Raw genomic sequence first — 12,054 nt, 5'->3', positions numbered from 1 at the left:
TATTCCACAAAAATATATATTTTTTTGAATTTGAACTAATTTTTATAACTGTATTTTTATTTGATATTATTTAATATTATTTGTTTGGAATTAGTAATTAAGTATAGATAGTTCATTGTTTAGTTTAAGCATTAATAATTTTAAACTGTAAATCATCATATATAATTGTTTTGTGTAACATTTGGTTTTTCTTCTAAATCGGGCTAAATAATGCCGAATTCTGCTGTTGTAACTTTCAACAGTATAAGTTTCCTTTTAGTTTGCAGATGCTTTTCAGCAGGGATAAACTCTTTGTAGCTTTTCCAATAATCCGTACAATACACCTTTGATAATTCCATTTTTTATTTTGTTTTTGCTTTTACAAATTGGACAATCCATCTCTTATTTTTCTGCCAAGTGTACAAAAACTATATTTAATAGCCAAATAAAGTAAAACGTGCTAAACAATATTTTTAGAGCTGATAATTTGAAAAGAAGCTGTCCGAAAAGGACAGCCTCTTTTGTTTTCTGAGTTTAAATTTTATTTTAGACTACCTACCATATCTTCTGGTTTTACCCACGCATCAAAATCCTCAGGGGTTACGTATCCCAAACGAACGGCTTCCTGTTTCAGAGTAGTTCCGTTTCGGTGTGCTGTTTGAGCAATTTCAGCAGCTTTGTAATATCCTATTTTTGTATTTAAAGCGGTAACCAACATTAAAGAATTATCGACTAACTCTTTGATACGTCTGTGATTAGGTTCAATTCCTTGTGCACAATGTTCGTCAAATGACACACAAGCATCTCCTAATAATTCTGCTGAACGCAGGAAGTTTGAAGCCATCAAAGGCTTGAAGACATTCAACTCGTAGTGACCTTGAGCTCCTCCAACGGAAATAGCAACGTCATTACCCATAACTTGAGCAGCAACCATTGTAAGTGCTTCACACTGTGTAGGGTTTACTTTTCCTGGCATGATAGAACTACCAGGTTCATTTTCAGGGATTAATATTTCTCCAATTCCTGAACGAGGCCCAGAAGCCAACATACGAATATCATTTGCAATTTTATTCAAAGAAACCGCTAATTGTTTCAAAGCTCCATGAGCTTCCACAATTGCATCATGCGATGCTAAAGCCTCAAATTTGTTAGGAGCTGTAACAAATGGATGTCCTGTGAATTTAGCAATGTATTCAGCTACTTTCACGTCGTATCCTTTTGGAGTATTGAGACCTGTTCCTACAGCAGTTCCACCTAAGGCTAATTCAGAAAGATGAGCCAATGTATTTTTAAGGGCTTTAAGTCCATAATCCAATTGAGCTGCATATCCTGAAATTTCTTGTCCTAAGGTAAGTGGTGTGGCGTCCATAAGGTGAGTACGTCCAATTTTTACTACATCTTTGAAGGCTTCAGCTTTAGCTTTTAAGGTGTTGCGAAGTTGTTCTACGCCAGGGATAGTTTTTTCAACCACCATTTTATAACAAGCAATATGCATTCCTGTTGGGAAAGTATCGTTTGAAGATTGCGATTTGTTTACGTCATCATTTGCTTTTAAAACAGGATCACCTTCGCCTATTTTCCCGCCTGAAAGTACTTGTGCACGGTTCGCAATTACTTCGTTTACGTTCATATTTGACTGCGTTCCGGAACCCGTTTGCCAAATTACAAGCGGAAATTGGTCATCTAATTTTCCTTCTAAAATTTCATCACAAACTTGTGCAATGGCATCTCTCTTTTCAATAGGAAGTACACCTAGATCGCAATTTGCATAAGCAGCAGCTTTTTTTAGATAAGCGAAACCGCGAACAATTTCAATAGGCATTGAAGCAGGTGCACCGATTTTAAAATTGTTGCGTGAGCGTTCGGTTTGAGCTCCCCAATATTTGTCGGCAGGAACTTTTACTTCACCCATTGTGTCTTTTTCAATTCTGTAATTCATTGTATTCTTTTATTTTATATTAAACGATTTTTTGGTTCTAAAACTCTACAAAGTTACTAAATTAAAAATAAAAAGAAGAAATTTTTTAAGATTTTTTTATGTAGCTTTTATCATATACATATTTACACTTTTCTGTTTGATATTCGCTCTCAGTGAGCAAAACTGTTTTATATCGAAGTGTTTCCTGTTTGATTATTTTCTGTTCAACATATTTTATCAAAGCATTGTAAGAGAAAAATATATTTGATACTTTTGTCGAAAACTAACGTAGAAATGAGAATAAAATTGATAAAAACATTGTTATTTTTTACATTTACAGCAATACTCACTGTTGGATGTAAAAAGGAAGTAGAGGAAACGCCTTACTTTACCCTTAAAGATTCCATAGAAGTTTCTAGAGAAGCGTCTTTTGAGTTTATTGAAGTACAAACAAATGTATCGAATTGGCGAATTGTAGTGCCAACGGAAGCTGCTTCATGGCTAACAGCCGTAAAGGAAAAAGGAGGGTTTAAAATTGCAACAGTCTCAAATAAGGGAGGAGAGCGTTCAGCAACTTTACAATTAATAGGAGAACGAGTAACTTACAATTTTTTGGTAACCCAGCTTGGTATATATCCAAATCCGGATAGCATAGAAAATGATTTGAAGTTGAAAATAGTTACAGGTTCTGCGTCTTCTTTTCAGAAGGGTTCCGAGATTGAAAAGGTCTTTGATGGAAATTTCAAAGGGGGTTCAGATGCTGAGATATATCATTCGGCGTGGGACAACAGAGCTTCTAATTATTTTCCGATTACCATCGAATTAGCATTGGAAAGTGCAAAGGACGTGGATTATATGATGTATTACCCGAGAACCAATAGCTCGAATGGTCATTTTAAAGAGGTAGAAATTTGGGTTAGTACGGAGAAGAAATACGAATATACAAAAGTTAAAGATGTTGATTTTGGTGGTACAGGGGCTGTGAGTCGAGTGAACTTCGGTGCAACCATTGTAGGAGCAAAGTCGTTTAAGCTCGTTGTTAAATCGGGACAAGGCAATGGGGCAGGATTTGCATCTGCTGCAGAAATTGAATTCTATGCTAAAAGAACCAGTAATTTTGATGCTCTTTCCATATTTAAAGATATAACTTGTTCGGAACTTAAAGAAGGAATTACCGAGCAAGAGATTCAAAGTATTAGCAATACATTTTATAAGAATATTGCTATGCAAATTAAAAACAATCAATATCAGTCAGAATTTCGCATACATGAATATAGAGCTTGGGCTGATCCAAATGTAATAAAGGCTAAAAATCGTATGCAATATGCCTATAGTAATCTTGATAATCCAACGGGAATTTCCGTGAACGAAGGAGAAGATTTGGTTGTTTTTGTAGGAGAAACCAAGGGTCAAAAGCTACAAATTAAAATAATGAACTTGGATAAACCAGGGGGAGATGGTTTTGACCAAGCTTCATATCATCCCTTGTATGAAGGTGTTAACAAAATAAAAGCAGGTTCAAAGGGACTTATCTATTTACAGTACCAAACTCCTAACTATGCAACAGCACCCAGAATTAAAATACATTTTGCAACAGGGAATGTCAATGGATACTACGATAAAACAAAACATACTGCGGTTAATGATTGGAATCGTTTGATAAGCGCGGCAACTAATAAGTATTTTGATGTAATTGGAGAACATGCTCATTTGTGCTATCCGACCGAAAGTTACAAGGCATACGCAACTTCTAAAGGAAAGGAATTGATTGATATTTATGATGAAATTGTGCGTCAAACCCATATTTTTGCAGGAACTATAGGCGAGAGAGCCATGACCAATAGAGCTTATTTTCAAGTGATGTATCACTCTTACATGTATTGTACGGCATATAGGACTTCCTATCACGAAAGTACTATGTCAACGGTTTGTAATCCCGATGTTTTGAAAACAGGGAATAACATTTGGGGGGTAGCACACGAAATTGGACATGCTCATCAAGTACCTCCTGTTTTTCAGTGGATTGGTATGACCGAAGTTTCCGTAAATATGAACCCTATGAATATCCAAACCGCTTGGAATTCTCCAACACGTTTGGAAGTAGAATCCATGCAAGGCGAGGGTGGTTATAATAACCGTTATGAAAAGGCTTACAACATAGGTTTGATTCCAGATGTGCCAAATTGTGAAATTCCAGATGTATTCTGCCGTTTAATACCTTTCTGGCAATTAAATTTATACTTTTCAAGAGTGAAAAATGATCCTACTTTTTACGCACGATTCTATGAGAAAATGCGAACAATTGATTTAAAACCGACCTTGAAAGATGGAGAATATCAAGTAGATTTCACCAAAATAGCCTCTGAAATGGCGGGAATGAATCTTATTTCTTTTTTTGAAAAATGGGGATTCTATAAACCTGTTGATAAATCAATTAAAGATTATGCTACCCGACAATTGACTGTGACGCAAGAGTATGTTGATCAAATCAGAAAAGAAATCAATGTTTTAGGACTTCCTCCAATAACGGATAAGATAGAATATATTTGCGATAGCAATTGGACATATTTCAGAGACCAATCCTCCGTTATTAAAGGGACAGCTACCAGAAGAGGGACGACAGTGACCACCATTGGATATAAAAATGTGGTTGCTTATGAAGTTTACAGTAATAACGATTTGATTTATGCGACCAACAAAAATTCATTCGATTTTAAAAATACAGCGGCAACAAATGTAATAGTTTATGCAATTGCCTATGACGGCACAAGAACCGAGGTTACTTTTTAAATCAATCACACACCATCAGTTGTAAACTCCTATCTTGTAAAATTAAAATTCAGTATTCTTGATTTTTCTGCACAAATAATTTTTTATTTTCGAAAGAAATATTTACTTTTGCGAAATACTAAATAAAAAAACATGAGCGTATTAGTTAATAAAAATTCAAAAATAATTGTACAAGGATTCACTGGAAGCGAGGGAACTTTCCATGCTGAACAGATGATTGAGTACGGAACAAACGTAGTGGGAGGTATCACTCCTAACAAAGGTGGGCAGGTACATTTAGGAAAACCTGTTTTCAATACAGTGAGAGAAGCTGTTAAAGAAACGGGAGCAGATGTTTCAATCATTTTCGTTCCACCTGCATTTGCTGCTGATGCCATTATGGAAGCTGCCGATGCAGGAATCAAAGTGATTATTACTATCACAGAGGGGATTCCTGTTGCAGATATGATTAAAGTATCGGACTATATTAAAGATAAAGACTGTCGTTTAATTGGGCCAAACTGTCCTGGGGTTATCACTCCTGAAGAAGCTAAAGTAGGCATTATGCCCGGGTTCATTTTCAAAAAAGGAAAAGTAGGAATCGTTTCAAAATCAGGAACTTTAACCTATGAAGCAGCAGATCAAATCGTACGTCAAGGTTTAGGGATTACCACGGCTATTGGTATTGGAGGTGACCCAATTATCGGAACAACCACTAAGGAAGCTGTTGAACTTTTAATGAACGACCCTGAAACAGAGTGTATCGTAATGATTGGAGAAATTGGAGGACAGTTGGAATCGGAAGCAGCCCGTTGGATTAAAGCTAACGGAAATAAAAAACCTGTTGTAGGGTTCATCGCTGGAGAAACCGCTCCAAAAGGAAGAACAATGGGACATGCAGGAGCTATTGTAGGAGGTGCTGATGACACTGCTGAAGCTAAAAAACGTATTTTAAAAGAATGCGGTATTCATGTTGTAGACTCACCAGCTAAAATTGGGGAGAAAGTAGCTGAAGTATTGAAAAAATAAATTCTCAGAAGATAGTGTGAATGAATAGGCTGTCCTATAAAAAACGGATAGCCTTTTTGATTTATAAATTTTTTCTGTAAGGTCTGAGAAGTTAATGAAAATCTATGGTTTCGTGATATAATTTTTATATTTTGAAAATCAATGATTTAATAAAATATTTCTTCAAAAAAATATTTTTTTCAGTTTATAATAAAATATTTTTTTGAAGAAATATTTTTTTTGAGTACTTTTGTCGCTAAAATTATACTGTAATGAAAAAGCATCCTTCTGAGGAAGGAAGAAAAATAAAAATCGTAAGAATATGAAATTCATTGTATCAAGTTCGTACTTATTGAAGAAATTACAAGTCATAGGTGGAGTTATTAATAGCAATAACACCATGCCGATACTTGATAATTTTCTGTTTGAACTAAGTCCTAATCTTTTGACTGTTTCAGCATCGGATTTGGAAACCACCGTAAAAGGTACTTTGGAAGTGGAGTCTGATTCAGAAGGAAGTATTGCCGTTCCTGCTAAATTATTGATTGAATCACTAAAAGCATTTCCTGAACAACCTCTTACTTTCATTGTGAAAGAAGGAAACCAGATTGAAATCAGCACAACAAATGGTAATTATCAGTTGACTTATTTCAGCGCCGAAGATTTTCCTAAACCAATTAGTTTACCAGAAGCAAGTAAAGTAAGTTTATTAGGAGATATCTTAGCTACCGCTATTCAGAAAACCATTTTTGCTGTCGGAAATGATGATTTGCGTCCGACAATGAGTGGTGTATTCTTTGAATTTAATGATGAGGGCTTGACTTTTGTGGCAACGGATGCTCACAAATTGGTAAAATACCAACGTACGGATATCAAAGCAACGGAAAGTTCCGATTTTATTATGCCTAAAAAACCTCTAAACTTGTTAAAAGGAATTTTAGCAGGAAGCGAATCGGAGGTTACGATTGAATATAACGAAAGTAATGCAAAATTCTCTTTTGATGATATGGAAATTATCTGCCGATTGATTGATGGAAAATATCCAAATTATGATGCAGTAATTCCGAAAGAGAATCCTAATAAATTAACTGTAAACAGATTACAGTTTTTAGGTTCAGCACGTCGGGTTTCTATTTTTTCCAACAAAACCACACATCAAATTCGATTGAAAGTTGCAGGGTCTGATCTGCAAATTTCAGCTGAAGATGTTGATTATAGTAACCGAGCTGAAGAACGTTTCGCATGTGACTACCAAGGGGATGATATAGAAATTGGATTTAATTCCCGTTTTTTGATTGAAATGTTGAATAATTTAGAATCGGACGAGGTGATGCTCGAAATGTCGTATCCTAATAGGGCAGGAATTTTGACTCCTCTTGATGGGTTGGATGTAGGAGAGAAAGTGCTTATGTTGGCAATGCCTATTATGCTAAATCAACAAGCACAATAAAAATAAATAAATTCTAAAAGCTGTCTGTAAAGGCAGCTTTTTATATGTTATTTGATAAATAACCTAGATTTGGAAAACGTTTTCGAGAAAAAAGAAGAAAAAAATATCTTATATTTAAGAAAAAAACTGTAACTTTACGTCCCAAAAAATAGAATAGAAAATAAAAAATAAATAAGACAATGTCAGTAAAAAAAATAGCAGTATTGACTTCAGGGGGAGACGCTCCTGGAATGAATGCAGCCATTCGTGCTGTAGTGCGTACGTGTGCATATCACAACGTAGAAGTATTAGGTGTGTATCGTGGCTATCAGGGAATGATAGAGGGCGATTTTGTTGAGTTGAATGCTCGTAGCGTTCGTGATACTATTAACAAAGGAGGAACATTTTTGAAATCAGCTCGTTCTAAAGAGTTTAGAACTCCCGAGGGACGTAAAAAAGCTTATGAAAATTTAAAAAAATCAGGAGCAGATGCGTTAATTGTTATCGGTGGGGATGGTTCTTTTACAGGAGCGTTGTTGTTCAATGAAGAATTTAATTTTCCAGTGATGGGAATTCCTGGAACCATTGATAACGACATCTATGGAACTAGCCATACGTTGGGGTACGATACAGCTTTAAATACAGCTGTTGAGGCTATTGATAAAATCCGCGATACGGCAAGTTCCCATGATCGTATGTTTTTTATTGAGGTGATGGGACGCGATGCAGGGTTTATAGCACTGAATACAGGTATTGGAGTAGGGGCTGAACGAATCTTAATCCCAGAGGAAAATACTACAGCCGAAGAATTGTTAGCTGATATAGAGAAAGGATATGCTAAAGGAAAAACTTCGAATATCATTATTGTTGCTGAAGGGGACAAATCGGGGAAAAATGTATTCCAATTGAAAGAATACGTGGAGAGCAAACACCCTGGATTTGATATCCGTGTGGCAATCTTAGGGCATATGCAACGTGGAGGAGCTCCTTCGTGCTATGATCGTGTTCTTGCCAGTCGTATGGGAGTGAAAGCCGTAGAAACTCTTTTAGAAGGAAAATCAAACTATATGGTTGGAGTAAATAACGATGTTATAGATTTAACACCGCTCGAAAAAGCCATCAAAGGTGGAAGCAAGTTAGATATGGAACTTGTTCGCGTAGCAGAGATTATGAGCGTATAATACAAAATCATTGCCCTTGAAAAGTTGTTTTCAATTTTTGAGTTTTAAGTAATCAAAAAACACAAATATTATGGAAATCACAAGTTTATGGCAATTGGAACCAAACGGGATTTATACCTAAACTGATTATTCACTTTGAAAATAGAAGGAAAAAGTAGAACTTTTCAAGGGCAAGATTTTTACGAGTTATACGAAGAGAGGTTGATGTTCAGGAATGTTGGGTAGTTCATTCTACTGAAAAAGCCATTTTTGTGTATGTTTTGGAAGATAACAAATATGGACTACTTAAACCTATTTTTGAAGGCGATGTTTTTTATTTCGGTGATTTTCCCGAATTTAGAAATAGAAGCAGACACAGTTTTTGAAATCTAATAAGAATGACTATACCTAAAGAGTTAAAAGAGGCGATAAGTCACTTATCGTCAGCAGAAAAAGATAAACTCATTTTCAGATTATTAAAAAAAGATTTGGTCTTAGCAAATCGGCTTTTGTTTGAGTTGGTTAGTGAGGAATCTGTCGAGGAAAAACGCCAAAAAACACAAGAAAAAATAGAGAAAATTATCGAGCGAAGAGCTAAATATGTTTATTCGTCTGGAGTGCTTAATATGGAAGTTCGTGAGTTAAGCGGTATGATTAACGAACACGTAAGCATAACCAAAGATAAATTCGGAGAAATTTCGTTGAATTTATCAATGATTTGTAAAATTCTCGAAACTCATAAAAAAGATATTTTGGAACAAAATTTTAAAAAAGCTCAAAAATTTTGTACGGCAGTTATTGCCCGAGCATTTAAATTGCTGATTTTGATAAAGAAAATGCACGAAGATTATTTTATGGAGTTTCAAGAAGATTTACAAAAATTCGGAGAGCTGATTGCCGATAATCCGTATTTGATAAAATCGGCAATTCACAACGGATTGGATGTTCGTTGGCTCATTTCAGGAGAAATTCCTGATGATATTTCCAAAATACATAGAGAGATTAGAGATAAGGGTCTTCTGTAAAAAAAGAAACAAAAGAAAACCATCAATAGATAACCCGTTGCCATTCAGGAGTTGCTTTAAGTAATAGTGGATACTATCTCATTGCTCCTAAAAATGGAATAGAGTAAAAAAACAAGCAGAACAAAATAGGATATAAAGGTTTTTTTTGTGAAAATTTAACATTTAAAAATCGTATATTTGCAAGGATTAAAATAGTAGAAAAAGTGAGTAAAGATATCGTCACGCCCCAAGAATGGATCGCAAATTGGCAATCAAATAGGCGATTGACACGTAAGGTGATAGAAGCGTTTCCCGAAAAAGAATTATTTGATTTTTCAATCGGTGGAATGCGTCCGTTTGCAAATATCGTTGATGAGTTGCTTTATGTAGTTAATTTATCAATTAAACAAATTTCTGAAAATCAAGTTATTGAATTTTGTGATTTTGTAGGATATGCCGGAAAAACCAAAGCTGAAATTTTAGCCCATTGGGACAAAACCACCGCTTTGATTGAAAAATTTGGCAAGGAAACATCACAAGAAAAATATCGTGAGATTTTCAATATGTTTGGAATGTATAATTATGCTCTGATTGAAAATTTAATCTATCTACTTGAAAATGAAATACATCATCGAGGACAAGGCTATGTTTATCTGCGGGCTTTGGGCATAGAGCCACCCGCCTTTTATGGTGAGTATTAGGAATTAATTATCAATTGTTGAAAAACATTTTCAAAATTAGAAAAACTATAAAAAATGAAATACAAAGGCTATCAGCCAAAAGCCAATAGCTAATTGCAGAAAAAATAATTTAATAACAAATAAAAAAATAATTATGTCAACATTAAAAATTGGAATCAACGGATTCGGACGCATTGGACGTCTTGTGTTTAGAGCGGTTTACGAAAGACCAAATGTAGAAATCGTAGGGATTAACGACCTTCAAGATGTAGAATACATCGCTTATCTTTTAAAATATGATTCAGTTCACGGAACTTTCAAAGGAAACGTAGAAGTAAAAGACGGAAACTTGGTAGTTGACGGAAAAGTGGTTCGTATCACTGCTGAAAAAGACCCAGCAAACTTGAAATGGAATGAAGTTGGAGCTACTGTAGTTGCTGAATGTACAGGTATTTTTACTACATTGGAAAAAGCTCAAGCTCACATCAATGCAGGTGCTAAAAAAGTAGTTATTTCTGCTCCATCTGCTGATGCTCCAATGTTCGTAATGGGAGTTAACCACAAATCAGTAAAACCAACTGACAACATCGTTTCTAACGCTTCTTGTACAACAAACTGTTTGGCTCCTATCGCTAAAGTTATCAACGATGCTTTCGGAATTGAAGAGGCTTTGATGACAACAGTTCATGCTACAACAGCTACACAATTAACTGTTGATGGTCCTTCTAAAAAAGACTGGAGAGGTGGTCGTTCAGCACTTATCAACATCATTCCTTCATCAACAGGAGCTGCTAAAGCGGTAGGAAAAGTTATTCCTGAATTGAACGGAAAATTAACAGGTATGGCGTTCCGCGTTCCAACAGCTGACGTTTCAGTAGTGGATTTAACAGTTCGTACTAAAAAAGATACTTCACTTGAAGAAATCAACGCTGCAATGAAAAAAGCATCAGAAGGAGAGTTGAAAGGTATCTTAGGATATACTAACGAACTTGTTGTTTCTCAAGATTTTGTAGGAGATAAAAGAACTTCAATCTACGATGAGAAAGCAGGTATTGCATTAAGCAAAAACTTCTTCAAAGTAGTTTCTTGGTACGATAACGAAGCAGGATACTCTAACAAATTGGTTGATTTGGCAGAGCACGTAGCTTCTTTATAATAGTATATTTCAAGGCTGTTTGGCGGAGTCAAACAGCCTTAATTTTTTAATTACTCAATAAATAAATTAGAAAAATATGATTTTAATTGTTGATAGTGGAGCTACCAAGGCGGATTGGACGGCACTAAATGACAAAGGAGAGCAATTGTTTTTTACACAAACTTTGGGCTTGAACCCAGAAGTTTTGACAGAGGAACTCATTATTGAGCGTATTACGACTAATAATGACTTATTCTCAAACAAAGATAAAGTTACAGGATTGTATTTTTATGGTGCAGGTTGCGGTACAGAGCGTATGACTTCGTTTATGGCTCGTACTTTGCAAACTATTTTCAGAACAGCCAAAATTGATGTAAAAGAAGATACTTTTGCTGCGGTTTATGCAACTACGCGTCCTGAAGATAAGGCTATTGTTTGTATTCTTGGTACGGGGGCTAATTGCTCCTACTGGAATGGAGAAAAATTAGTTCAAGCAGTTGATTCTCTAGGATATATTCTGATGGATGAATCCAGCGGAAACTTCTACGGAAAGCGTCTGGTTACAGATTACTTTTTCAATAAAATGCCCAAAGAATTAGCTCAAAAATTTGAGAAAGAGTATGATTTAAACTCAGATGTTATCAAAAATCACTTGTATAAACTTCCGAATCCAAATAGTTATTTAGCAACGTTTGCAAAGTTCATTGTAGAAAATAAGGAACACGACTATTGTCGAAATATTGTTCGCAATGGAGTACAGCTGTTTGTTGATCATTGGATTTCGCAATACGAGGCTCGTTATGAAGTGCCAATTAATTTTGTAGGAAGCATTGCTTTTTATTTGCAAGATATTCTAAAAGAGGTGCTTACAGAAAATAATTTGAAGTTAGGTAACGTATTACGTAAACCTATTGATGGGTTGGTGGCTTTTCATGTTAATAAAGTGAAATAGTCAAAATCAAATTATGGAAT

At 35.2% G+C, this 12,054-nt stretch carries 9 protein-coding genes and 1 pseudogene; 8 read left to right on the top strand and 2 right to left on the bottom strand.

What is annotated here, in order from left to right:
* Window positions 1-90: 90 nt before the first annotated feature.
* Window positions 91-335, bottom strand: a pseudogene (locus CGC49_RS11265) (IS1 family transposase); the annotation flags it as partial.
* A 185-nt stretch (window positions 336-520) separates the two neighbouring features.
* Window positions 521-1,918 (bottom strand): class II fumarate hydratase, encoded by a 1,398-nt coding sequence (gene fumC, locus CGC49_RS00825; RefSeq protein ID WP_095911641.1) that lies wholly within the window; start codon window positions 1,916-1,918, stop codon window positions 521-523.
* A 273-nt stretch (window positions 1,919-2,191) separates the two neighbouring features.
* Here fumC and CGC49_RS00820 point away from each other — a divergent pair, with 273 nt between their 5' ends.
* The 8 genes from CGC49_RS00820 to CGC49_RS00785 all read left to right on the top strand — a co-directional run bounded on the left by CGC49_RS00820 (window position 2,192) and on the right by CGC49_RS00785 (window position 12,034).
* Window positions 2,192-4,687 (top strand): M60 family metallopeptidase, encoded by a 2,496-nt coding sequence (locus tag CGC49_RS00820; protein ID WP_095911640.1) that lies wholly within the window; start codon window positions 2,192-2,194, stop codon window positions 4,685-4,687.
* Window positions 4,688-4,819: 132 nt separating this feature from the next.
* Window positions 4,820-5,695 (top strand): succinate--CoA ligase subunit alpha, encoded by an 876-nt coding sequence (sucD, locus tag CGC49_RS00815; protein ID WP_042006491.1) that lies wholly within the window; start codon window positions 4,820-4,822, stop codon window positions 5,693-5,695.
* Window positions 5,696-5,996: 301 nt separating this feature from the next.
* Window positions 5,997-7,124, top strand: coding sequence for a DNA polymerase III subunit beta (gene dnaN, locus CGC49_RS00810; RefSeq protein ID WP_042006493.1), 1,128 nt, complete (start codon window positions 5,997-5,999; stop codon window positions 7,122-7,124).
* 179 nt (window positions 7,125-7,303) lie between these two features.
* A complete protein-coding gene (pfkA, locus tag CGC49_RS00805) occupies window positions 7,304-8,284 on the top strand; it encodes a 6-phosphofructokinase (RefSeq protein ID WP_042006495.1) in 981 nt (326 codons plus the stop codon).
* A 377-nt stretch (window positions 8,285-8,661) separates the two neighbouring features.
* On the top strand, window positions 8,662-9,288 hold the full coding sequence (locus CGC49_RS00800; protein ID WP_095911639.1) for a hypothetical protein: 627 nt from the start codon (window positions 8,662-8,664) through the stop codon (window positions 9,286-9,288).
* Between the two features lie 203 nt (window positions 9,289-9,491).
* Window positions 9,492-9,968, top strand: coding sequence for a DinB family protein (locus CGC49_RS00795; RefSeq protein WP_095911638.1), 477 nt, complete (start codon window positions 9,492-9,494; stop codon window positions 9,966-9,968).
* A gap of 133 nt (window positions 9,969-10,101) precedes the next feature.
* Window positions 10,102-11,103: a type I glyceraldehyde-3-phosphate dehydrogenase gene (gene gap, locus CGC49_RS00790; protein WP_042006499.1), complete on the top strand. Its 1,002-nt coding sequence runs from the start codon at window positions 10,102-10,104 to the stop codon at window positions 11,101-11,103.
* 76 nt (window positions 11,104-11,179) lie between these two features.
* The gene (locus CGC49_RS00785) at window positions 11,180-12,034 is read left to right on the top strand and encodes an N-acetylglucosamine kinase (protein ID WP_042006500.1); all 855 of its coding nucleotides are present in this window, start codon (window positions 11,180-11,182) and stop codon (window positions 12,032-12,034) included.
* The last annotated feature ends 20 nt before the right edge of the window (window positions 12,035-12,054 follow it).

The sequence above is a fragment of the Capnocytophaga sp. H4358 genome (genome assembly GCF_002302515.1).
Lineage (GTDB): Bacteria > Bacteroidota > Bacteroidia > Flavobacteriales > Flavobacteriaceae > Capnocytophaga > Capnocytophaga canis.
Note: the sequence above shows the minus strand (reverse complement) of the source record. Positions and strands in the feature narration are given on the sequence as shown.